This window comes from Shewanella sp. FDAARGOS_354, from assembly GCF_002209245.2.
Taxonomy (GTDB): domain Bacteria; phylum Pseudomonadota; class Gammaproteobacteria; order Enterobacterales; family Shewanellaceae; genus Shewanella; species Shewanella xiamenensis.
Map to the genome: position 1 here is coordinate 2333109 of NZ_CP022089.2, position 23592 is coordinate 2356700.

The following is a 23592-nucleotide window of genomic DNA, read 5'->3' on the forward strand; positions in this document are numbered from 1 at the left end:
CCATCAAAACTTTGCGATGATGTTGCCTTTACGGATATTATCCAAGGCGACAACCAGCTCTTTACCATTTACTTTCACCGACAGCATTTGACCGTCAACCTGAGTAATGGCGCCTTTTAAATTACGACTGCCCGCGACAGGCATAGTCAGTTGAAGCTTGACATCCTCGCCGATATAGGACACATATTGCTCAGCAGTGAACAGCGGTCTATCTACACCAGGCGAAGAAACCTCTAAGGTATATTCAGTAGAAATAGGGTCTTCAACATCGAGCACAGCACTGACTTGGCGACTTACGTTGGCACAATCTTCGATATTGATGCCATTCTCACCATCAATGAACACGCGCAGGACTGAATGGTTACCCGCTTGAACATATTCAATGCCCCAAAGTTGGAAGCCGAGTGCTTCCACAGGCACTGTGAGCATGTCTGCCAGTCTGGATTCTAATGTTGCCAAATTTGACCCCCGAAAAAACAAAAAAGGGCTTAATAGCCCTAGTAAAACGCCGTAAACAATACGACAAATTTAAAAGTCCCAGACAACAAAAAACCCCGTAATGACGAGGTTATTAGCTTCAAGAACCTGTAAACCATAATGAATTAAACAACATTCATTACTAGGAGCTGGTTGCGGGGGCCGGATTTGAACCGACGACCTTCGGGTTATGAGCCCGACGAGCTACCAAGCTGCTCCACCCCGCGTCAACTGTGTGCAAGTATATTGACTATCGTCTTTGCTTGCAATAACTAAGTCAGTTCTTGTTTGGACTTACTTAGTTTAATTATGGTGCCGAGAGCGGGACTTGAACCCGCACGTCCGTTAGGACACAGCCACCTCAAGGCTGCGCGTCTACCAATTTCACCACCTCGGCGACACCTTTTACTAGTCAGGAATTTTGGTTTCTGACTTTTCGGTTGCTTGATCAACTGGCTGGGTAACCTGTTCATCAGCACCTAAATTTTTCCATGCATCTTCATTTTTTGCGTGGTTTGCACTTAAGTTGCCGATCAGCAGACTCAACGTGAAAAACGCAATGGCAAGAATCGCCGTTGTCCGTGTCAGGAAGTTACCTGAACCGCTTGAACCGAATAAGGTACCTGATGCACCGGCACCAAAAGAGGCACCCATATCAGCTCCTTTACCTTGCTGGATTAAGATTAGGCCAATTAAACCTAATGCAACCAACAAGTAAACAACCACTAAAACTTCATACATATTATGCGCTCATCGCTATGGTACACAGACTTAAAAACTCGGTAGAGTTTAAACTGGCACCGCCAATCAGTCCACCATCAACATCAGGTTGGGCAAATAAATCTGCTGCATTACTCGGTGTCACACTGCCACCGTACAAAATCCTGATATTTTCTCCGATAAACGGAGACACTTCAGAGAGACGCTTGCGTATAAACGCATGTACTTCTTGTGCCTGCTCTGGTGTCGCACTCTTACCAGTCCCTACAGCCCATAATGGCTCGTAAGCGATAATGGCGTTATCAAAAGCCATAGTGCCATTTTTCTGGATCACTATGTCCAGCTCTTCTGCAATCACCTCAAAGGTACGTCTTGCTTCACGTGCTGGACCCGATTCACCCACACATAAGATGGGGGTTAAACCGTGCTTTTGTGCAGCGGCAAATTTCTCCGCTACGATATTACTCGTCTCTCCGTACATACGGCGACGTTCTGAATGCCCGATAATCACATATCGGCATCCGCAATCTTTAAGCATCTGACCCGAAACTTCTCCGGTATAAGCGCCAAAGTCATGTTGACTTAAATTTTGAGCGCCCATCCTAACAAGTGAACCGTCTAACGCTTCCTTGTTTGCTTCTAGCAGTTGCCTGACGCTTTCTAGATAGATAGAAGGCGGGCATAAAACCACTTCAGCTGAATCATTTTGGAGCTTTGAGGCAAACTTCTTGAACAACTCTTGGGCTAGTGCCGCACTGCCGTTCATCTTCCAATTGCCAGCTACCATAGGACGTCTGAGTGCCATCACTGTCTCCTCTGAAAGCGGCGTGAATAATAGCGAACCACTTATTAAGTTACAATAGCTAAATTCGAATTTTTTCAGATATTAGGTTGGAATGCTTACTTTTTACACGCCAAACCCTGTTCCTGCTCATTAATGCAGCTAACACCTTCATTTTTAATCGGTATCAGCTGCACTCGACTAAAGATTGGTTTGATTAGCTCGCCGATTTTACCGCATCTGCAATCAAATTAGCGTGCGCTAACACAGCATTGTGATCATCACCTTCAACCATCACGCGAATTAACGGTTCAGTACCTGATTTGCGTAGCAATACGCGACCTCGAGCGCCCAGTTGTGATTCAACCAGAGCTTGAGCAGCTTTAACTTTATCAGAGCTTAATGGATCGTGTTCACCTTCAAAACGCACATTCACCAACACCTGTGGCAACATTTCCATTGGCGCAGTTAACTGCTCTAAGGTTGCGTTTTGACGACGCATGGCCGCCAGCACCAAAATACCAGCAACAATACCATCACCGGTCGTGCCATGGTCGAGGTTAAGAATATGCCCCGAGTTTTCACCACCGATGCGCCAATCGAGTTCTTTGAGTAACTCCATCACATAACGGTCGCCCACTTTAGAGCGAGCAAAGGGAATATCCAACGCCTGAAGTGCCAAATCAAGGCCAAGGTTAGACATTAACGTCCCCACCACACCTCCGCGTAACACACCACGGGCCTTGGCATCACAGGCTAGGATATAAAGAATTTGATCGCCATCGATAACTTCACCGCGGCTGTTGACCATCATAATTCGGTCACCATCGCCATCGAGCGCAATCCCTAAATCGGCACTTTCGGCCAAAACAGTTTCGCAAATCTTCGCCATGGACGTTGCGCCGACTTTGTCATTAATATTGACTCCGTTTGGTTTATCACCAATGGCAATGACTTCAGCGCCTAACTCGCGAAATACCGCTGGTGCGATGTGATAAGTAGCACCATGGGCACAATCGACGACAATTTTTAACCCTGTTAATGTGTGATCTGCAGGGAAATTACCTTTACAGTATTCGATGTAACGACCGCGAGCATCTTCAATTCGTGACACTTTGCCCAACAGATGTGACTCAACACACTCTAAGGGCTTTTCTAATTCGGCTTCAATTTCCAGCTCTAGGTTATCATCCAGCTTGCTGCCATCGGTTGAGAAAAACTTAATACCGTTATCGTAATAAGGATTATGGGATGCACTGATCACCACCCCCGCTTCGGCGCGGAAAGTGCGAGTGAGGTATGCCACAGCAGGTGTTGGCATTGGCCCCATCAACATCACGTTCAGGCCGGCTGCAGAAAGACCCGCCTCTAAAGCTGACTCAAACATATAACCCGAAATACGGGTATCTTTACCAATAATCACTTTTTTGGTGCCGCTGCGGGATAACACCCGCCCTGCAGCCCAACCCAACTTTAATGCCAGCTCTGGAGTCATCTGGCCTGAACCTACCTTGCCACGAATACCATCGGTTCCAAAAAATTTACGCTCGCTCATATTGCCCCACAAACTTCAATGTGTCCCTTCGGTTGGGATCATAATATTAATGAAATACTTAACAAAAATAGCCTTTATAGATATGCCTGTGTCGCTTGTAACACTTTCAGCACATCGACAGTTTCAGGGACATCATGGACACGAATGATATGTGCCCCTTTCTGGGCCGCTATCATGGCGCCAGCAAGGCTCCCTGCTAGACGCTCGGAGGTCGGTCTAGCAAGGAGGTTTCCTATCATGCTCTTACGGGATAAACCTATCAATATCGGCAGCTCAAACTGCTCAAAACGCTCTAACTTCGCCAGCAGTTCATAGTTATGTTCTAAGGTTTTACCAAAGCCAAAACCTGGGTCGATTAACAATCGCTCCCGCGGGATCCCCGCCTCGATGCAGGCTTGAATACGCTCAGTCAAAAATTGAGACACATCAGCAACAAGGTCTTGATATTCAGGCGCCGTTTGCATAGTGCGCGGCGCGCCCTGCATATGCATCAAACAGATGGGTACATTCAGTTGTGCCGCGGTCTCTAAAGCCCCAGGCTCTAATAATGCGCGGACATCGTTGATTAAATGCGCACCGGCATTCACCGCTTGGCGCATCACTTCTGGTTTACTGGTATCGACCGAAATCCACACATCATGGTGTTTCGCGACATATTCCACCAAAGGGATCACCCGTGCGAGTTCATCCTCAACCGTGACATCGGCCGCACCCGGCCTTGTCGACTCGCCACCGATGTCGATGATAAGCGCCCCTTGGGCGACCATCTCATCAGCATGTTGGCAAGCTAATTCAAAGGAAGAGAACTTTCCACCGTCGGAAAAAGAATCGGGAGTAACATTCAGAATGCCCATCACGACGGGCGAAGCTAAGGATAAGCGTTTGGTTCCAGCAATTAATTCAAACACGCATTGACTCCATTTGGGACAGCTTGCTAGCGCGTTTTATCCGTTTTCTGCGCGGTTCACTCATGTGACTGATTTATATTGAATGACAGCGCAGTCAATTTTCTAGCAAGATAAAACAAGAAAACCCCTTAACGGGGTTCTCTTTCAATTAACAACCGCTACTTAACGGGTGACTCATCGACATCTTTCAGCTCTGCCTCAACGGAGGCGGTTTTTACCACTTCGTCGACTTTAACGGCAGGTTCACCTTTGCCATTGCCTTTGTCGTTTGAACCATTGTCATCCGCTTGCCAATCGGCAGGCTGACGCACTTCGCGACGGTTCATTAAATCGTCAATTTGCAGTGAATCAATGGTTTCATACTTCATCAGCGCGTCTTTCATCGAATGCAGAATATCGATGTTATCCAGTAGGATTTGCTTAGCTCGGCCATAGTTTTTATCGATAAAGGCTTTCACCTCAGCATCGATAAGCGTCGCAGTCTCATCGGACATAGCCTTGGCTTTACCCATGCTGCGACCTAAGAACACTTCACCTTCTTCCTCGGCATAGAGTAATGGACCGAGTTTGTCGGAGAAGCCCCATTGGGTCACCATGTTACGGGCAATCGATGTCGCGTATTTAATGTCTTGCGAAGCGCCTGTAGACACTTTTTCGCTGCCGTAGATCAGCTCTTCGGCTAAACGACCACCGTAGGCAACCGAAATCTGGCTTTCTAACTTACGACGGCTTTGGCTAATCGCATCGGCTTCAGGTAAGAAGAAGGTCACACCCAGCGCACGACCACGTGGGATAATGGTGACCTTGTGCACAGGGTCATGTTCTGGCACTAAACAGCCCACAATCGCGTGGCCCGCTTCGTGGTATGCAGTCATTTCTTTCTCGGCTTCTGACATCACCATAGAGCGGCGCTCAGCACCCATCATGATCTTGTCTTTTGCACGTTCGAATTCTTCCATACCGACAACACGGCGGTTACCGCGCGCCGCAAACAGTGCAGCTTCGTTGACTAAGTTGGCTAAATCGGCACCGGAGAAACCTGGCGTACCGCGAGCAATCACGCTTGCTTTCACATCTTCAGAAAGTGGCACTTTACGCATATGCACTTTAAGGATTTGCTCACGACCACGAACGTCCGGCAGACCCACAACCACTTGACGGTCGAAACGACCTGGACGCAGCAGTGCAGAGTCCAATACGTCAGGGCGGTTGGTCGCCGCAATCACAATAATCCCTTCGTTACCTTCGAAGCCGTCCATCTCAACCAGCATTTGGTTAAGGGTTTGCTCACGCTCATCGTGACCACCACCTAAACCTGCGCCACGTTGGCGACCTACGGCATCGATTTCGTCGATGAAGATGATACATGGCGCAGATTTTTTCGCCTGTTCAAACATGTCACGTACACGAGATGCACCAACACCGACGAACATTTCTACGAAGTCAGAACCTGAAATGGTGAAGAAAGGTACCTTTGACTCGCCCGCAATCGCTTTAGCCAGTAGAGTTTTACCAGTACCTGGTGGGCCAACCATGAGCACGCCCGTTGGAATACGGCCACCCAGTTTTTGGAATTTGGTTGGATCACGCAGATAATCGACCAGCTCTTTCACTTCTTCTTTGGCTTCATCACAGCCAGCAACGTCAGCAAAAGTGGTCTTGATTTGGTCTTCGCTCATCAGCTTGGCTTTGCTCTTGCCAAAGGACATTGCGCCTTTGCCGCCGCCGCCCTGCATCTGGCGCATAAAGAAAATCCATACCCCAATCAGCAGCAACATCGGGAACCAAGAAATAAAGATCTGGGTTAAGAAACCCGATTCTTCGGCTTCTTGGCCTTTCATGGTGATGCCTTTACGGTCAAGATCATTAATTAAATCTTGGTCATACAGTGGCATGATGGTCGTGAATTTTTCGCCCGTGCGCTTAGAACCTTCGATAGTACGTTGGTCACTTTTCACTTCAACACTGGCGACTTGTCCATCACGAACATTGTCTAGGAAAGTAGAATAATCCATCTTCTGCGATGACGAAGAAGAGGGGGAGTAACCCTGAAACACTGACATCAGCACAACGGCGATGACAACCCAGAGTATTAGATTTTTTGCCATGTCACTCAAATTACTAGACCTCATAAAGTCTTGCGATGATTAACGCTAGGGTACTACAACTTGTACCCTGTCGCCACAAGATAGACTTCACGGGAGCGTGCCCGCGACGAGTCCGGTTTACGTGTTTTTACTACTTTGAATGCGTCTTTTACCGCCTTCATATATTCGTCAAACCCCTCCCCCTGAAAGACTTTGACCGCAAAACTGCCGTTAGGTGCCAATACTTGATGACACATATCTAACGCCAGTTCGACTAAATACATGGCGCGCGGCTGATCGACACCATCGGAACCACTCATGTTGGGCGCCATATCAGACAATACAACGTCAACCTTATCCGCACCGACGCGAGTTAGCAATGCTTCGAGCACTTTCTCTTCACGAAAATCCCCTTGCAAGAAATCCACGCCGACGATGGGATCCATTGGCAAAATATCGCAGGCGATAACTTTACCTCTGTCTCCGACTAGCTTAACGGCTACCTGAGACCAACCACCTGGCGCTGCCCCCAAATCAACTACTGTCATTCCTGGGCGGATCAACTGGTCCTTCTCTTGGAGCTCCTCAAGCTTAAACGCAGCGCGAGAACGCAATCCCCGTTTCTGTGCTAGTTTGACATAATGATCATCAAAGTGTTCCTGCATCCAACGGGTGGAACTGGCCGTACGTTTTTTACCTGACATTTAAAATCCGCAACAATTGAGAGTTACACAAAGGCTATATAAGGGTAGAATAGCGGTTTTTCAACAGTAACTCAGCAAAAGTTGGTAGAAATGAACTTAACAACCAAACAAAAACAGCATTTAAAAGGCCTGGCGCATAATTTAAAGCCAGTGGTGCTGCTTGGTGCCAATGGATTGACTGAAGGTGTACTCGCTGAAATTGAAAGCGCACTCGCTTATCATGAACTGATTAAAGTGAAAGTAGCCTCTACCGATAGAGAGCTAAAAAATGCCATCGTTGATGCCATAGTACGTGAAACTCAATCTGCAAAAGTGCAACTTATTGGTCATATTCTGGTGATTTATCGTCAATCGCCTGAAATGAAAATTGCTCTGCCAAGAGCGAAGTAATTTTCCAGCCTTAAACAAAACGGCCACTCAAGCGAGTGGCCGTTTTGTTTTTAGCACTTAAGGCGTGTCGGTGATGACTTGTACTTTATAATGTTCAGAGTTTAATCCTAAAAACTCAGGCAATGAAGTACCAACAGAAATGGATGAAAAGGTGCCAGTCAAGATGCCGATAAACATGGCTATCGAGAATCCTTCTAACGGCCCACCACCCATAATCCATAACGCTCCGACCGTCATTAAGGTGGTTCCAGAGGTCACCATAGTGCGGGAAAAGGTCGCCACAATCGCTTGGTTATTAATCTCCTGAATAGCAAGCTTTGGCTTAACAATCAATAACTCCCGAATACGGTCGGCGATAATGATCGAATCGTTGAGCGAATAACCTAAAATCGCCAGCACGGCGGCGAGCACGGTTAAATTAAACTCCATTTGGGTTAGTGAGAAAAAGGCGAGTACAAAAATCACGTCGTGCACCAGTGCAAATATCGCACCGGAGGCGAGACGCCATTCGAAGCGATAACTCAGATACCCTAAAATACACAGCATGGCCACCAACAAAGCAAGACCGCCCTGCTCCGCTAACTCTTTACCCACTTGCGGGCCGACAATACTGGTGTTCAGCACTTGCACCTCACCTAGTGGCGCTAAGGTTTGCGCAATATCAACATTACTTTGTGCAGTGTCTGCATAGCGCAATACCCAACGTCCGGGCTCACTGGCCGAAATCACCGTCACTTCTTGCTGATAAGCCGCGTTCAATAGCGGTTGCAGCTCGCTGCTGGTGATCCGTTTATTGAGCTGAACTTCGGTCACCACACCGCCCGTAAAGTCTAGGCCCCAGTTAAAGCCTTTCATCCCGATGATAGTGAGTGAGGCCAGCATTAAAAAGATAGAGATAGCGCTCGAAATATAGCGCCATTTAGTCAGATTGAGATTCTTCATAGTTATACCCTCACATGGCGGCGCGCATCACGCCCATACACTAGGTTGATTAAGGCTCTTGAGGCAAAAATACCGGTAAACATACTGGTCAGCAGACCTAAACCTAAGGTCAAAGCAAAGCCTTGGATGGGGCCATTACCGATGGAATAGAGCACAACCGCGGTGATCATAGTGGTGAAGTTAGCGTCGAAAATGGTTGAAAATGCACTGTCAAAGCCAGTGTCGATAGCCAGAGCGAAGCTGCGTCCCTCTTTCAACTTGTCTTTAATCCGCTCGAAGATCAGTACGTTGGTATCGACCGCCATGCCGACTGTTAACACCAGACCGGCAATGCCTGGTAAGGTCAATACCGCGCCGGGGATCAATGCCAACAAACCAAAGAGAATAACCATGTTGGCAATCAAGGCCACATTGGCCACCCAACCAAGACGGCGGTACCAGAGCGCCATAAACAGCAAGGTAATTCCCATACCCAGACCGAGCGCAGCAAAACCGTTTTGAATATTTTCGGCGCCTAGGGTTGGGCCAATGGTACGCTCTTCAACGATTGTTACAGGCGCCGTCATTGAACCTGCACGCAGTAACAGCGCTAATTGTTGCGCTTCTTGATAGGTTCCAGCACCTGTAATTCTAAAGCGATCCCCCAATTGCGATTGAATGGTCGCTACACTGATAATCTCTTGGGTCTGCTTGGCTTTACCCTGCTCATCCCGGCTATATTCGCTGTAAGACGTTGCCATCGGCTTACCGATATTGGCGCGGGAAAACTCCGACATTTTTTGGCCACCGATACGGTCGAGGTGAATGTTCACTTCGGCCATGCCCATTTCGCCAATATTGGCGCGGGCATCGACAATATGATCGCCGCCCAATACTGGCGTACGCGCCACATAAACAGGATTGCCAGATTTATCCTTCAGCACCTGTGCGTTCACTGAACCCGATTCTTTAACTTCAAAAAAGGCCAGACTTGCGGTCGCACCAATCACGTTTTTCGCTGCCGCGGGATCTTGGACACCGGGCAGCTCGATACGAATACGGTGTTCGCCCTGACGCTGTACTAAGGCTTCTGTAATCCCTAACTCTTCAATCCGGCTACGCATAATTTGCAGGTTTTGCTGCACGGTTAAATTACGTAATTTAATTTGCTCTTCTTGAGCGAGCTTTACCACTAAGCCATTATCCGCATTGGTTAATTGCCAAGTCGGGTAGCTTTGCTGCATAAACTGGCGAATGGTTGAGCGTGTGTTATTGGTGGATTGAGCCGCGTCATTAAATGCAATTGCTATTTGCAATCCTGCGTCATCGCGCGTGCTATCAATACGCACACTGGCGCCACGGATTTGTTGTTCGCGTAAAAATTGTCTTAAGGATTCGACTAGGGCATCTGCTTGGGCTTGGTAGACAGGTTGTACATCCACATCCAGCAAAAATTGCACCCCGCCGCGTAAATCAAGCCCGAGCTTAATCGGTTCAAAACCCATATTTTGCAGCCAACTCGGCGCAGCACTCACCAATGCCAGCGTGAGTTCTTTCGGCTCACTCACCATGGATGACACTAAGGTCTTCACTAAGGTTTGCTCGCTGTCATCATTGAGTACAATAAGGGTTTGCCCATCTTCTGAGCTATTGGCGTTGCCATGTTGGGCATGCTTAACTTCTATACGCTTCACCTCAACGCCCTGCGCTTTTAATTTATCCCGCAGTTCAATAGGGGTTAAGTTAAGCCCCGCTTTAGCGCCCACCTGCACAGCGGCGTCTTCACCATACCAAGTCGGTAAAGCGCTAAATAACATCACAATAATCGTGACGATTAGCACAACGTATTTCCAAGCTGAATAATGATTTAGCAGCTTTTTACTCTGAATTTTATCCATAGATATCACTCGCATAGTTTTGTCCGCTCGGATAGTAATCAGTGGCGTATTAACGCCTTCAAACATGAGCGAACAATCACTGTATGTACGGTGAAACCTGTAAACACGAATTCAACAAAGAGTACGCTAAACGCAGCAAACTCAGTGGTGATAACCGATTCAAATCCGTCTAAACCGAATGCGTTTAAATCAAATGCAATTCAGTTGTATCTGCGGCAGTCATTCCGCAGGCTTTGACGCTAGGTTATCGGGTACAGGTTTCGGATGACAAAATGCGAAGTTAATCAAAGGTATCCCTAACGACCTCTGGTTCAGATAACAAACTCAAACGGTATCGTTATGGATAAGCCTTGCTAACTTGCAACAGGGAGCGGTGAGTTAAGCGGCTTGCTGACTAAAGCGATATTGGAGGTTGGAGACTTTCCAGCCGGAGATCCGCGCGGGTGAAGATTCGGCTAAGAGGGTCCAATCCGGGCGAGCATCGAGGCGAATATTTTCCCCTAATGCGGGCGCAGGCTCGGGTTCGAACTCAAAGGCCAACAGGTAAACAGGCTTCACTTCGCGCATATCATGCTGAACAAGATTGATAAAGCGCTGGGAGTTAACCGGGGCAAAATTAAAATCGTCAGAATGACTAACGAATTCAGACTCGGAACAATCGGAGGCTTGCACCTTATCAGAAGCAATGCAAACCGCTTGACTCTCGCTCGCAGTCGATTGTTCAGTTGAATGGCGCGATGTCGTATTTTCTTGCGCTGCGATTGACGGCGTATCGGCTGTCAGCACAGTTGTCACTACTGTTTTAGGCGCAAAATGCTGAGCGGTTAAGCTGCGCGGCGCATAGCCACTCGAATGGGCGATCAAAATGATCGACACACAGAGTAACATTAATCCTTGGCGCCAAAACTTAATCAAACTCAGATCCTAAATGGTGCACGCAGCAATTTACGTGAAAAATGTTTACAGGAAAAACAACGCTTTCTTGAATAGCTTTATTAAAAACATAGAAAGTTCCAAGCATGCAGCTTAAGTAACTGCCAACTCAGAGGCAAATTAAACTTTATCCATCTTGCTAAGTTTGCACTGCAAAGAGACTTATTGCGCAACGTGTTAAGTATCAAAAAGACATAAAAAAGCCGCTAAAAGCGGCTTTCAATGGTAAATAACCTTATGATATAAAGGCTTAGATATATTGCACCGAAATAATTTCGTAGTCGGTCAAACCACCGGGGGTCGTGATAGACACTTCATCCCCTTCATTTTTACCCACTAATCCTCGGGCGATCGGAGAGTTGACTGAAATCAGGTTTTCTTTGATGTTGGCTTCATCGTCACCTACGATTCGGTAGGTAACTTCAGCATCGGTATCGAGATTTAAGATAGTCACAGTCGCGCCAAAAATAATACGACCGTTGTTCACCATCTTAGTCACATCGATGATCTGCGCGTTAGAAAGTTTGCCTTCAATATCACGGATACGCGCTTCACAAATACCTTGCTCTTCACGGGCTGCGTGGTATTCAGCGTTTTCCTTCAGATCGCCTAATTCTCTCGCTGAGGCAATCGCTTCAGTGATTTTAGGGCGACGTTCAAACTTGAGCATATCTAACTCTTTACGCAGCTGTTCTGCACCGACAACTGTCATAGGAACCTTAGTCATAACTTCTTTCGTCTCCTTTAAACAAAAGCAACCCGTGCCGACGCTAAGGTCAACACAGTAAAATCAGGGTGGAATAGCGCTATTCTAATCGTTATGCGCGTGGGATGCATCAAGAACTGTGCACCCTTGCAGCTTACTGAAGCTAGCGCCCAGATGCTAGTAGTAAAGAATGATAGTGCGATCTTAATTACGGCAAGAGCTAAAAACAAAAATGCCCACAAACTAAGTTTGTGGGCATTAATCACTTTAGTAATAAAGTGTTAGCTTATTCAAGCCCTGCTTCGAAGGTCAAAAAGATTTCGCTTACCGTCTTATCGGCAAGGGATTTATCTGGGCTTGGACGCTCGATAGAGGCATGTAATAAATAACGGCCAGCGGCAGATAACGTCATCGCCACTTTACCATCTTTATCAGAGGTTAAGCTAATTTCCTCTGGCTTGTTACGATATAGGCTACCGTCCTTCATAATGGCTACGCTGACGCCTTCAACGGGCTTTCCATCATAAACAAATTGCAGTGTTGCAGGTTCATTCTCAACAATATCAGCAGGATGCGTGATAGGTACTAATTCTAAGTATTCACCTTTAGGTGCCAGTACCTTATCGGTTGGTTTATTGCGAGTCACATAGGTTTCAACCCTAGCAACGGTTAATGAGCCTTTAAGATCATAGGCATCCTTTGGCATGACAGCTGCGGTCGCTTTTTTATCAAGACGACTACGCACTACCTCTTCTTTTCCTTTGACTTTGTAAACCGAAAAATACCGAGGCGTAACTTCTTTCTCGAACTTATAGGTGCCGTCTTGTAAGAGCTGCACATCGAAAACCGATTTACGGCCGCCAGTGTAGCTCGAACTTGGTGAACTCGACTTGCCATCGGGTAAATACACTTTCACATCGCTGGCCGTAACAGGCTTATCAACCATAAACACTTGGTTACTAGCGGAAACATCAGAAGTAATCCAAACTGCCTCATTACTTTCTGCCGACACATTGTAGTGGCTAGGTAGAATCCAGCGGTCATGGCTGCTGGCAAATGGGCTGATGCACAGTGCGCTAACTAAGGCAACAAAACGTAATTTCATCTTCATATCCTTTTCGTTAAATACTAGGCTTAGCGAGTCATGCCGCTTAAGCGAATATCAATAACGCCAGTTTCAGTGGTGGCGGGTAATTGAGCGGTAAAATCCCCCGCCGATAAATCAAAGTTTTGTCTGACCAAATCACGGCCACCATGCTCACGCACCACTTCGATAAACACCGTGTAGGAGGCAGGAACAAGAGGTTTACCTGCATCATCTTTTAAGTCCCAATTAATTTTGTAGTGGCCAGCAGGACGTGTTGCTGAGGCGATACCATCGACAAAGCTCATATCCTCACGTCCGGCTTTACGCCACCAACGACGAATATCCTTGAGCCATTTATGGCCTTCATCCCATACCCATAGGCTTATGGTTTTAACGGTTTGGCCCTTGGCATCCTCAACCCATACAGCCACATAGGGTCTGTGATACTGGCCCTCGGTAATTTCTGGCAAGGTTAAATCCACGGTCATTTTCGGTGCGGCCAATACCGCAGAACTCACAAACAACGCACCGATAGCGGTGGTGCGAATAAGATGACGCATCATCAATCGGCTCTCCCTATGGAACAAAATAAACATAAACAAGTGCGCAGCCAGAGCTGACGATCACCATATAAAACAACGATTTTTTTAGTCTTTTGGTTTGAGGTAACAGTAAATAAGCACCCGTGAGTGAGAACAAAATAATCAACAGCGCACAAAGATCGAGTACCCAAGCCCAGACACTTCCAGTATTACGGCCCTTGTGCAGATCATTTAGCACTGCGACAACGCCATAATCTAAGGTCTCGATATAGGCTTTGCCGTCGAGCAGATCGAGGGTGACTGTGCGATAGGTACCAGGCCCCTTACTCACTAGGCTGATTTCATCCTCATCGATATCGGCAGTGGTAATATCCATATCCCATTGACTTTTAAGCCAATGCCCCGCAGCTAAACGCCACTCTGGCTCCTGAGGCGCAGTGGGAATTAAATAACTGGGAATATCAAACTGCTCGCGCAGTGGCTCTTGATCCGCAGACGAAAACCAATTGGGGTGATTTAAGGTGATCCCCGTAATCGCGAAAAATAGCATTAACAAAAGCAACGCCATTGAGACGTAGACATGGATAATGCGTGCGTAGGAAAGAGATGATTTACTGACTTTAAATTTCAACGACTGACTCTCAAAAAAGGTATTTCAGGGATTGCTGCCTAAAATCGCCAAAACACAGCAGAACTTAGTGCCTGTATGAAATAAAATTAATGGGCTGATAGTAAATGATATTTATTATCAAAAAGCACCAAGTTTACAATCTTTACATACTCAATACGGTAGCGTTAGATAAAAGCAGCACTGGTATAACTTGAAGGGAGACAAACTCTCGAATAAAGATACTTTGCAACATTTGGAGAATTACAATTAATTCATATAGATAAAAAGCAACATTTGGACTTAAAATCACACTTAAAATTTACCCTCTTCCCCCTCTCGTTTACAGAATCACAATCGGCTACAATCCGCCGCCGGCGACTTGCTGGTACTTCCAAAGGAAATATCATCTTGGGTACAACTCTGCTCAAAAAAATGCGTTGCCTTAACATTATTTGGCTCGCATTAATGCTAAACGCCTGTGTTGCTCCACTGCTGTTAATGTCGCCTCAAGGCCAACTGATGTGGGCACTGCTAAAACCCCTCGTAGGATTAAATCCTAATGATGTCGGGCTATTCGAACAGCCTCTCATTAAAGATCGTATGAAGTCGCTACTCGGTGATAACTATGAGACCACAGTATCTCTGTTAAAAACTGCCGACAAAATTCAACAGGAAGGCCCCTTATTTTATATGGTGTCGACTTATACTCCCGTGCCTGAAATGGCCGAAAAAGCCGGATTTGTATGGAATTCAGAAACCAACCAAATGGCAGTGATGTTATTAACGGGTGGCTCGCCAAAAATTATCTCTGAGCAGTTTACCAATCAAGCAGAGAAACTCGTTCCAAGCTGGCCAAAAGAACTGGCTGACTATACGGATCCGCAAAAACTGCAGCAAAAGGCCATAGAAGCTGGCACGGAAAAACTGCAAGAACAAATCCCAGCAGCTGCGCCCCTAAAAGCGGTTGCCACAGGCGATGTAAAAGCTACACAGGAAACGGTGCTTGAAAAAGCGGTGAACGAAGTCGCAGCTCCCACAGCAGTTAAAGAAGTAAAACCCGTACAATAACCACGACTCAACGCTCGGCGAGCTTTTTAGTCGCATTTCACTTTTATCGGTGTTAGCCACAGTGTTTATTGAACACTGTGGCTTTTTATCTCTATAAACACCTGTCTAAGCCAATTAAGTGCATCTTAGCCATTAGTCATTCTCATATCGCCAAAACACTCAGCAATGCCATAACACACTAACAATGGAGAAGAAGATTGAAAAATAGCGAAGTAACCAGAGGATGAATCGACAAGCATATACAAACGACAGAAAGCAAAAAGCCCGTCAAAGGACGGGCTTTTTAATTATGGCTGGGGTACTAGGATTCGAACCTAGGTATGCCGGGATCAAAACCCGGTGCCTTACCGCTTGGCGATACCCCAATTAACTTGTTTTAACCGTAAAGGTTGCATTTTGATGGTACGGGAAGAGAGACTTGAACTCTCACACCTCGCGGCACCAGAACCTAAATCTGGCGTGTCTACCAATTTCACCATTCCCGCATCAAAATGTACCAGATTCACTCATACAAGCATCTCTGGATTTTTACCAGATAAACCAATTGATTTACGTGGATTTAAATATGGTAGCAATGGCGGGACTTGAACCTGCGACCCCAGCATTATGAGTGCTGTGCTCTAACCAGCTGAGCTACATTGCCATGGCTGGGGTACTAGGATTCGAACCTAGGTATGCCGGGATCAAAACCCGGTGCCTTACCGCTTGGCGATACCCCAAAAACTGAGAAACATGAAATGATGGCTGGGGTACTAGGATTCGAACCTAGGTATGCCGGGATCAAAACCCGGTGCCTTACCGCTTGGCGATACCCCAACTAAAACTTGTTTCATCACCCGCTAACGCAGATGTTTAAAATAATGGTACGGGAAGAGAGACTTGAACTCTCACACCTTGCGGCACCAGAACCTAAATCTGGCGTGTCTACCAATTTCACCATTCCCGCACAGTTTCAATTTTACATCCTGAAGCGATGCTAGCAAAAGCTAGTATAACGAAATGGTAGCAATGGCGGGACTTGAACCTGCGACCCCAGCATTATGAGTGCTGTGCTCTAACCAGCTGAGCTACATTGCCACTTCGTTATTGCGCGCCCCTCGTAGCGAGGAACGGGGCGTATTATGCTTATTCGAGGTATCGAGGTCAACAGCTTTTTTTCGCTATTTTCCTTGATACAAACCGTTCGGCTATTACTTCACCAAACTGAGCAACAGATGCACTAAATCAGCCTCTGTTGCCCGTATTTTGCCTAACTTTCTACAGCTTAGCCCAATAATGACTAACTTATACGTTAAACAGGAAGTGCATCACATCGCCATCTTGAACGATATAAGTCTTGCCTTCTACACGTAATTTACCCGCTTCTTTGGCGCCAGCTTCACCTTTATAGGCAATAAAGTCGTCAAATGCCACCACTTGTGCACGGATAAACCCACGTTCGAAGTCGGTATGAATAACGCCCGCCGCCTGTGGTGCAGTCGCGCCTACAGAAACGGTCCAAGCACGCACTTCTTTTACGCCCGCAGTGAAGTAAGTTTGCAGGTTCAATAACTGGTAACCCGCACGGATTACGCGATCCAACCCAGGCTCTTCTAACCCAAGGTCTGCCATAAACTCATCGCGTTCTTCAACATCCATTTCAGCCAATTCTGATTCAATTGCAGCGCACACTGAAACCACAATGGCGTTTTCTTTTTCAGCAATGGCACGCACTGCATCTAAGTGTGGGTTATTGTCAAACCCATCTTCAGCCACGTTGGCAATGTACATGGTTGGCTTTAAGGTTAAGAAATTTAAGTAAGCAACAGCTTCTAATTCTTCCTTAGAAAGATCCATCGAGCGCAGCATTTTGGCTTCATCGAGCACTGGACGCATTTTCTCAAGAACCTCAACCTCAAACTTAGCGTCTTTATCGCCACCCTTAGCACGTTTTTGCTGACGAATAACGGCGCGCTCTAAGCTATCTAAGTCGGCAAGCGCCAACTCGGTATTGATCACTTCGATGTCGCGAGCAGGATCCACTTTATTTGCAACGTGAACGATGTTGTCATCGTCAAAACAACGTACCACATGACCAATAGCATCGGTTTCACGGATGTTAGCAAGGAACTTGTTCCCTAAACCTTCACCTTTAGAAGCGCCTGCAACTAGGCCAGCGATATCCACGAACTCCATAGTGGTTGGCAGTATACGTTGAGGATTAACAATTGCCGCCAGCGCATCTAAACGAGGATCCGGCACAGGCACTACACCAGTGTTTGGCTCAATGGTACAAAACGGGAAGTTTGCCGCTTCGATGCCAGCCTTAGTTAACGCATTAAAAAGCGTTGATTTACCTACGTTAGGAAGACCAACAATGCCGCATTTAAAACCCATATTCTTACCTTTCTCTCGATGATTGGCTGGCAAGTCACACTCACCAGCAAGTTTTAGTCGCACTGCCCCTTGGCAGCACATTGATAAATCGTCTTGACGTTTGAATAGCGACCTATAACAAAGCGCCTACCCAAATATTACTCCGCTTTAAAGGAGTGTAATCGAGTCATGGCTTTCACCATGTCCTCTTTAAATAAAATTTCAGTTGAGCGAACGGCTTCGTCTACGGCAGCATTGATCAGCTCTTGCTCTTTCGCGGGAGCCTTACCCAGTACGTAACCACTGACTTTATTTTTATCGCCGGGATGACCAATCCCAATCCGTAAACGATAGAAGTTTTTATCATTGGCTAATTTGGCAATAATGTCTTTTAAACCGTTATGACCACCATGGCCGCCACCGAGTTTAAATTTAGCCACGCCCGGTGGCATATCCAGCTCATCGTGGGCCACCAGAATTTCTTCAGGTGTAATACGAAAGAAATTAGCTAAAGCACCTACGGCTTTACCACTTAAGTTCATATAGGTAGTCGGTATGAGTAAACGCACATCTTTACCGTGTAATACGGCTCTGGCTGTCAGGCCAAAATACTTGCTATCGGCGACTAAGCTCACACCACAAATACGGGCTAATTCTTCCACATACCAAGCACCCGCATTATGGCGAGTCTGGGCATATTCAGTACCCGGATTGGCAAGCCCTACGATTAATTTAATTTCGCTCATGACACTCACTAATGGCACTCAATACTGCGTTAATTGGTCGATGGCAAAGCACACAGGTCGACCATATTGAGCTAATAATGCCGCTTATACTCGTTAAAAACGCGGCATTTTAGCACTCAATGCGTAAGTCAACAAATACCGAGTAAGCAAGTGCTCACAACGAGGAACTAATTGAGCCCCATCGCATACTTAAGTACAGTTTGTTTGATGGGAGAATTGATATTGGCCAATTTTAATGCGCCATTGCGAAGTAATTTAAGCGGCAAAATATCATTACTAAAGCTAGCGTAAAACACATCCATAGTGGTCATCATCAGCTGATTATCAAGGTAACGTTTTGCTTGATATTGGCTTAATACCTCGGTTGACCACCATGGTTTATCCTCAGTTAATGCCGTCTTGATGGCTGTCAATAAAGCTCCAACATCTTTAAATCCAAGGTTAACCCCTTGACCAGCAAGCGGATTAATGGTGTGCGCTGCATCCCCTAAAATCACCACATTTGGCTTAAAATAAGCCTGAGCATGCCGGCGCGTGAGCGCAAAGCTGCCCTTGGCCTCAACCGTAAAATCACTGTCTAAACGAGATGGAAAATGCTGGCGAATTTGGTCGGCCAACTGTTTATTATTCAGTTGCATTAACTGTTTGATGCGATTGGCATCATCATACCAAACTAACGAGGCATGATTACCGGGTAAAGGTAACAAGGAACGTGGGCCGCTAGGTGTAAATTGCTGCCAAGTCACATCTTGTTGACCTTGGGCGGTTTGGATATTAATCAGCATGGCCGATTGAGCATAGTCCCAACCCGAAATCCCAATGCCCGCCCATTGGCGTACTTGAGAATTCGCACCGTCAGCGCCAACCAACAGCTTAGCCTCAAGTGAATAACCGGATTGTAAGTGCACGCTTACCGTATCAACGCCACGCGCAAAGTGGGCAACGCGCTCAGGGCAAAAGAGTTGAATATTTTCCCATTGCTGCATTTGCTCCCACAGGGCGAGCTGCACTAAACGGTTTTCAACGATATGGCCTAAATGGCTAGCGCCGATTTGTGAGCTATGGAATTGGGTAATACAGCCATCAAGCTCCCAAGTCTCTAAGCCAAGATAAGGCACATTACGCATCTTAAGTAAGCTGTCTAATGCGCCTAACTGCTCAAGTAAATGTTCAGAGGCAACGCTTATTGCCGAAACCCTCACATCTAATGCCTGCTCTGGAGAATAAGCCTCGGGCGTAAAGGACTCAACTACAGCAACGTTAAGTCCTTGCTGTGCAAGACCAATCGCCGTTGCCGCGCCCACCATGCCGCTACCGACTAAAACCACATCAAAGGATTGAGTCTCTGATGTTATCGGTGCAGATTGCTGTGTTTGGCTCATTGTTCGGCTCATCTTAATTACCACTCATATTGTTGTTTAGACTTGTCAAATGCACCTTGTCACACCATCGCCATTCGCAACAGCTGCGCTATAAATAATGCATTGGCTGCCACACCAACCATGTAAACGTTACCGTCAGTTACCGCAACAGGCTCGATTATGCCCTATATCACTACACCACGGAAATGTTGAACGTATTTCGACTCTAAATCCGTGAAGACATTGGCATTTGCTCCAGCAATAGCTTGTTGCCAATGGCAAATGCTGCACTAAGTCACCAAGAATAAATCACCTAAAACCCATCAATAGCGATAAACCTAGCTTCTTTGTGGGTATCATAATCCGATAGGATTAGCGAGTAAAAATGTGGACAACGCTGGTCAGCAGCCACAACTGCGGGTAAAATGTCGCGCTATTTTGACTGGGCGGTCTGTTGGTCTTTTTACAAGGCAACGACGGCTCGGGACTCTTTTTACAGGGCAGCGTAGGGCAACACAACTGATGAGCAAAAAACTCCATATTAAAACTTGGGGCTGTCAAATGAATGAGTACGACTCATCTAAGATGGCGGATCTTTTAGGCGAATACCAAGGTTACACCTTAACTGAAGAAGCAGAAGAAGCAGATATTCTGCTGCTGAACACTTGTTCTATCCGTGAAAAAGCACAGGAAAAAGTGTTCCATCAGTTAGGTCGTTGGAAAACACTCAAAGATAAAAATCCTGACCTGATTATTGGTGTGGGTGGCTGTGTTGCATCTCAAGAAGGTAAAGCGATTAAAGACCGAGCTCATTGTGTTGACATCATCTTTGGCCCACAGACGCTTCACCGTCTACCGGAGATGATCGAACAAGTACGCCGCGGCGATAAAGCAGTGATCGATGTGAGTTTTCCTGAGATCGAAAAATTTGACCGTCTTCCCGAACCACGCGCCGAAGGCCCAACGGCGTTTGTGTCAATTATGGAAGGTTGTAGCAAATACTGTTCATTCTGCGTGGTACCTTATACCCGTGGTGAAGAAGTCAGCCGCCCATCGGACGACATCATTCTTGAAATTGCCCAACTGGCAGAACAAGGTGTGCGCGAAGTTAACCTGCTCGGTCAAAACGTCAATGCCTACCGTGGCGCAACCCACGATGGCGGGATCTGTACCTTTGCCGAGCTATTACGCTATGTTGCCGCTATCGACGGCATCGACCGTATTCGCTTCACCACCAGTCACCCGATTGAATTTACCCAGGATATCATCGACGTTTACGAAGATACGCCTGAATTAGTGAGTTTCTTGCACTTACCCGTGCAGTCAGGTTCTGACCGCATTCTCACCGCAATGAAGCGTGGCCATATGGCGATTGAGTACAAGTCAATCATCCGCCGTCTGCGTAAAGCCCGCCCTGATATCCAAATCAGCTCCGACTTTATTATTGGTTTCCCTGGTGAAACGAAAGAAGACTTCGCCGATACCATGAAGCTGATTGAAGATGTAGGTTTTGACCACAGCTTTAGCTTTATCTACAGTGCGCGCCCAGGCACGCCAGCGGCAGATTTACCCGATGACGTTGATATGGAAGAGAAAAAGCAACGTCTGGCGATTCTACAAGACCGTATCACTCAACAGGCCATGCGTTACAGCCGCCATATGATGGGTACAGTGCAACGCATTCTGGTTGAAGGCCCCTCGGTGAAAAACCCGATGGAACTGCGCGGTCGCACCGAAAACAACCGTGTGGTGAACTTTGAAGGCTTACCAAAACACATTGGTACCTTTGTGGATGTCGAGATTGTCGACGTTTACACTAACTCGCTACGCGGTAAATTTATCCGCGGTGAAGATGAAATGGATCTGCGCCGTAACCTGCGCCCATCGGATATTCTGGCGAAGCATAAGCAAGATGATGATCTCGGTGTCACTCAATTTAAACCTTAAGGGTTTAAATCTTGGGTGAGTGTACCTATATAAAGAGGGCGACAATGTCGCCCTCTTATTTTATGGCCTTAACAACTGCTGTAATTGATGATTTTCCGTTAGCAATTATGATAGATGGCTCGTAAACTGAAATTATCTTCTGATAAGAGGCAGCGATAGCAAACTGACATCGCACTTGACTTTCACTCAGCACTTTGCTTGGTATTTGATAATTTGCTTGTTATTTGACAATAGGAGCACTGTTTGTCCAGTAAATTAACCACAATGAATTTGTATCTCGAACCAGCAGAAACCCGCCGTTTGGCTTCACTGTGCGGTCCCTTCGATGACAATATCAAACAGATTGAGCGTCGCGTTGGCGTTGAGATAGTCCGTAAGAACAACCATTTCCAAATTACCGGATTACCACGTCACTGTTTAAGTGCCAATAACTTACTTAAGCAGCTCTATATTGAAACTCAAACGGTCAAGGGCAGCACGCCGGATCTCGACCCTGAACAAGTGCATTTGGCAATTCAAGAAGCCATTGCCCTAGAGCAGGACGACAGCGGTGACGATAAAGCCTTATTTATCAAAACCCGCCGTGGCGTGATAAAACCGCGCAACCCCAACCAAAGCACCTATGTGGCCAACATTGTGCGCCATGATATTACCTTTGGTATTGGGCCTGCGGGAACGGGTAAAACCTACTTAGCGGTGGCCGCCGCGGTTGATGCACTAGAGCGTCAAGAAGTGCGCCGTATTCTGCTCACCCGCCCCGCGGTTGAAGCGGGGGAAAAACTCGGCTTCTTACCGGGCGATTTAAGCCAGAAGGTCGACCCCTATCTGCGCCCGCTCTATGATGCCTTGTTTGAAATGCTCGGCTTTGAAAAGGTCGAGCGCTTAATCGAGAAAAACGTTATCGAAGTAGCGCCTTTGGCCTACATGCGCGGCCGCACCTTAAACGATGCCTTTATTATTCTCGATGAGAGCCAAAACACCACGGTTGAGCAGATGAAAATGTTCTTAACCCGTATTGGCTTTAACTCACGCGCGGTGATCACGGGTGACATCACCCAAACCGACTTACCCAAACATGTTAAGTCAGGTCTGCGCCACGCCATTGAAGTATTAAGCCAAGTGGAAGAGATCAGCTTCAACTTCTTCGTGTCTCAAGACGTTGTGCGTCATCCTGTGGTTGCTCGCATTGTCGAAGCCTATGAGGCTTTTGATCGTAAAGAGCAGGCATTAAAGGCCGAAAAAGAGCGCCGCGACAATCAACAAGCGCACCCACAAACGCAACAGGAAGTTATAAAGCATGAGTCTTGATTTAGCCTTAGATGTGCAATACGCCACGGCGAGTGACTATCTTCCTAGTGAAGAACAATTTGCCCTCTGGGTAAAAACCGCCATTGGTAATAGCATGGAACAGGCGGAGCTGACGATCCGTATCGTCGATGCCCGTGAAAGCCAAATGCTAAACAGCACTTACAGAGGGAAAGACAAGCCCACTAATGTGTTGTCGTTTCCCTTTGAAGCACCGCCAGAAATTGAACTTCCGCTGCTTGGAGATCTTGTCATTTGTGCCGCAGTCGTTGAAAATGAAGCGCGTGAACAAGATAAAACTCTAGAAGCCCATTGGGCACACATGGTTGTACATGGTTGCCTGCATCTGCTAGGTTATGATCACATTGAAGACGAAGAAGCCGAAGAGATGGAGTCTTTAGAGACTCAACTCATTGAAAGCTTAGGTTTTACTGACCCATATAAGGAACAATAATTAACTGAGATACTCTCTATCAAGGTTAATGAGAAAA

At 46.7% G+C, this 23592-nt stretch carries 22 protein-coding genes and 9 tRNA genes; 5 read left to right on the forward strand and 26 right to left on the reverse strand.

Annotated elements, in window-relative coordinates; translation table 11 throughout:
• Positions 1 to 3: 3 nt before the first annotated feature.
• From rimP to rlmE, 9 genes are all read right to left on the reverse strand, one after another.
• Positions 4 to 459: a ribosome maturation factor RimP gene (rimP, locus tag CEQ32_RS10540; protein WP_055647285.1), complete on the reverse strand. Its 456-nt coding sequence runs from the start codon at positions 457 to 459 to the stop codon at positions 4 to 6.
• A gap of 168 nt (positions 460 to 627) precedes the next feature.
• Positions 628 to 704, reverse strand: a tRNA-Met gene (locus tag CEQ32_RS10545).
• Between the two features lie 83 nt (positions 705 to 787).
• A tRNA-Leu gene (locus tag CEQ32_RS10550) sits at positions 788 to 874 on the reverse strand.
• A gap of 11 nt (positions 875 to 885) precedes the next feature.
• Complete coding sequence (gene secG, locus CEQ32_RS10555) at positions 886 to 1218, reverse strand: preprotein translocase subunit SecG (RefSeq protein WP_011716140.1); 333 nt, start codon at positions 1216 to 1218, stop codon at positions 886 to 888.
• Between the two features lies 1 nt (position 1219).
• Positions 1220 to 2002 carry a triose-phosphate isomerase gene (tpiA, locus tag CEQ32_RS10560; protein WP_011071430.1) on the reverse strand — a complete coding sequence of 261 codons (783 nt, stop codon included), beginning with the start codon at positions 2000 to 2002 and terminating at the stop codon, positions 1220 to 1222.
• A gap of 193 nt (positions 2003 to 2195) precedes the next feature.
• Positions 2196 to 3533, reverse strand: a complete 1338-nt coding sequence (gene glmM, locus CEQ32_RS10565) for a phosphoglucosamine mutase (protein WP_055647286.1) — start codon at positions 3531 to 3533, stop codon at positions 2196 to 2198.
• 74 nt (positions 3534 to 3607) lie between these two features.
• Positions 3608 to 4441: a dihydropteroate synthase gene (gene folP / locus CEQ32_RS10570; RefSeq protein WP_055647287.1), complete on the reverse strand. Its 834-nt coding sequence runs from the start codon at positions 4439 to 4441 to the stop codon at positions 3608 to 3610.
• A 158-nt stretch (positions 4442 to 4599) separates the two neighbouring features.
• Entirely contained in the window at positions 4600 to 6573 is a 1974-nt protein-coding gene (gene ftsH / locus CEQ32_RS10575) for an ATP-dependent zinc metalloprotease FtsH (RefSeq protein ID WP_192959160.1), read from the reverse strand.
• A 29-nt stretch (positions 6574 to 6602) separates the two neighbouring features.
• The gene (gene rlmE / locus CEQ32_RS10580) at positions 6603 to 7232 is read right to left on the reverse strand and encodes a 23S rRNA (uridine(2552)-2'-O)-methyltransferase RlmE (RefSeq protein WP_023268281.1); all 630 of its coding nucleotides are present in this window, start codon (positions 7230 to 7232) and stop codon (positions 6603 to 6605) included.
• A gap of 90 nt (positions 7233 to 7322) precedes the next feature.
• Between rlmE and yhbY the strand changes: the two genes are divergently transcribed.
• Positions 7323 to 7622, forward strand: a complete 300-nt coding sequence (yhbY, locus tag CEQ32_RS10585; protein ID WP_011716136.1) for a ribosome assembly RNA-binding protein YhbY — start codon at positions 7323 to 7325, stop codon at positions 7620 to 7622.
• Between the two features lie 57 nt (positions 7623 to 7679).
• Here the strand turns inward: yhbY and secF are convergent, their stop codons facing one another.
• From secF to CEQ32_RS10620, 7 genes are all read right to left on the reverse strand, one after another.
• A complete protein-coding gene (gene secF, locus CEQ32_RS10590) occupies positions 7680 to 8564 on the reverse strand; it encodes a protein translocase subunit SecF (protein ID WP_088585992.1) in 885 nt (294 codons plus the stop codon).
• 2 nt (positions 8565 to 8566) lie between these two features.
• Positions 8567 to 10441: a protein translocase subunit SecD gene (secD, locus tag CEQ32_RS10595; protein ID WP_088586975.1), complete on the reverse strand. Its 1875-nt coding sequence runs from the start codon at positions 10439 to 10441 to the stop codon at positions 8567 to 8569.
• A gap of 378 nt (positions 10442 to 10819) precedes the next feature.
• The gene (locus CEQ32_RS10600) at positions 10820 to 11329 is read right to left on the reverse strand and encodes a hypothetical protein (RefSeq protein ID WP_088586976.1); all 510 of its coding nucleotides are present in this window, start codon (positions 11327 to 11329) and stop codon (positions 10820 to 10822) included.
• A 295-nt stretch (positions 11330 to 11624) separates the two neighbouring features.
• A complete protein-coding gene (gene greA, locus CEQ32_RS10605) occupies positions 11625 to 12101 on the reverse strand; it encodes a transcription elongation factor GreA (protein WP_011071421.1) in 477 nt (158 codons plus the stop codon).
• Between the two features lie 265 nt (positions 12102 to 12366).
• Positions 12367 to 13185 carry a DUF4198 domain-containing protein gene (locus CEQ32_RS10610; RefSeq protein ID WP_088585993.1) on the reverse strand — a complete coding sequence of 273 codons (819 nt, stop codon included), beginning with the start codon at positions 13183 to 13185 and terminating at the stop codon, positions 12367 to 12369.
• Positions 13186 to 13214: 29 nt separating this feature from the next.
• Positions 13215 to 13727 (reverse strand): DUF2271 domain-containing protein, encoded by a 513-nt coding sequence (locus CEQ32_RS10615; RefSeq protein ID WP_192959168.1) that lies wholly within the window; start codon positions 13725 to 13727, stop codon positions 13215 to 13217.
• Positions 13728 to 13743: 16 nt separating this feature from the next.
• Complete coding sequence (locus CEQ32_RS10620) at positions 13744 to 14340, reverse strand: PepSY-associated TM helix domain-containing protein (protein ID WP_088585995.1); 597 nt, start codon at positions 14338 to 14340, stop codon at positions 13744 to 13746.
• 411 nt (positions 14341 to 14751) lie between these two features.
• Here CEQ32_RS10620 and CEQ32_RS10625 point away from each other — a divergent pair, with 411 nt between their 5' ends.
• Positions 14752 to 15387 (forward strand): hypothetical protein, encoded by a 636-nt coding sequence (locus CEQ32_RS10625; RefSeq protein ID WP_047540206.1) that lies wholly within the window; start codon positions 14752 to 14754, stop codon positions 15385 to 15387.
• Between the two features lie 290 nt (positions 15388 to 15677).
• Here CEQ32_RS10625 and CEQ32_RS10630 read toward each other — a convergent pair.
• The 10 genes from CEQ32_RS10630 to CEQ32_RS10675 form a co-directional block, all read right to left on the reverse strand.
• Positions 15678 to 15752: transfer RNA gene (locus CEQ32_RS10630), tRNA-Gln, on the reverse strand.
• Between the two features lie 35 nt (positions 15753 to 15787).
• A tRNA-Leu gene (locus CEQ32_RS10635) sits at positions 15788 to 15872 on the reverse strand.
• Between the two features lie 81 nt (positions 15873 to 15953).
• A tRNA-Met gene (locus CEQ32_RS10640) sits at positions 15954 to 16030 on the reverse strand.
• A 1-nt stretch (position 16031) separates the two neighbouring features.
• Positions 16032 to 16106: transfer RNA gene (locus tag CEQ32_RS10645), tRNA-Gln, on the reverse strand.
• A gap of 22 nt (positions 16107 to 16128) precedes the next feature.
• A tRNA-Gln gene (locus tag CEQ32_RS10650) sits at positions 16129 to 16203 on the reverse strand.
• Between the two features lie 45 nt (positions 16204 to 16248).
• Positions 16249 to 16333, reverse strand: a tRNA-Leu gene (locus CEQ32_RS10655).
• Positions 16334 to 16387: 54 nt separating this feature from the next.
• Positions 16388 to 16464, reverse strand: a tRNA-Met gene (locus tag CEQ32_RS10660).
• Positions 16465 to 16671: 207 nt separating this feature from the next.
• Positions 16672 to 17763, reverse strand: a complete 1092-nt coding sequence (ychF, locus tag CEQ32_RS10665; RefSeq protein ID WP_037431408.1) for a redox-regulated ATPase YchF — start codon at positions 17761 to 17763, stop codon at positions 16672 to 16674.
• 137 nt (positions 17764 to 17900) lie between these two features.
• On the reverse strand, positions 17901 to 18488 hold the full coding sequence (gene pth / locus CEQ32_RS10670; RefSeq protein WP_037431406.1) for an aminoacyl-tRNA hydrolase: 588 nt from the start codon (positions 18486 to 18488) through the stop codon (positions 17901 to 17903).
• Between the two features lie 167 nt (positions 18489 to 18655).
• Positions 18656 to 19870: an FAD-dependent monooxygenase gene (locus CEQ32_RS10675; RefSeq protein WP_055648091.1), complete on the reverse strand. Its 1215-nt coding sequence runs from the start codon at positions 19868 to 19870 to the stop codon at positions 18656 to 18658.
• A gap of 501 nt (positions 19871 to 20371) precedes the next feature.
• Here CEQ32_RS10675 and miaB point away from each other — a divergent pair.
• From miaB to ybeY, 3 genes are all read left to right on the forward strand, one after another.
• Positions 20372 to 21796 carry a tRNA (N6-isopentenyl adenosine(37)-C2)-methylthiotransferase MiaB gene (gene miaB, locus CEQ32_RS10685; protein WP_055648090.1) on the forward strand — a complete coding sequence of 475 codons (1425 nt, stop codon included), beginning with the start codon at positions 20372 to 20374 and terminating at the stop codon, positions 21794 to 21796.
• Between the two features lie 243 nt (positions 21797 to 22039).
• Positions 22040 to 23104, forward strand: a complete 1065-nt coding sequence (locus tag CEQ32_RS10690; protein ID WP_055648089.1) for a PhoH family protein — start codon at positions 22040 to 22042, stop codon at positions 23102 to 23104.
• The gene (ybeY, locus tag CEQ32_RS10695) at positions 23094 to 23555 is read left to right on the forward strand and encodes an rRNA maturation RNase YbeY (RefSeq protein ID WP_023268295.1); all 462 of its coding nucleotides are present in this window, start codon (positions 23094 to 23096) and stop codon (positions 23553 to 23555) included. The genes CEQ32_RS10690 and ybeY overlap by 11 nt, the downstream gene beginning before the upstream one ends.
• The last annotated feature ends 37 nt before the right edge of the window (positions 23556 to 23592 follow it).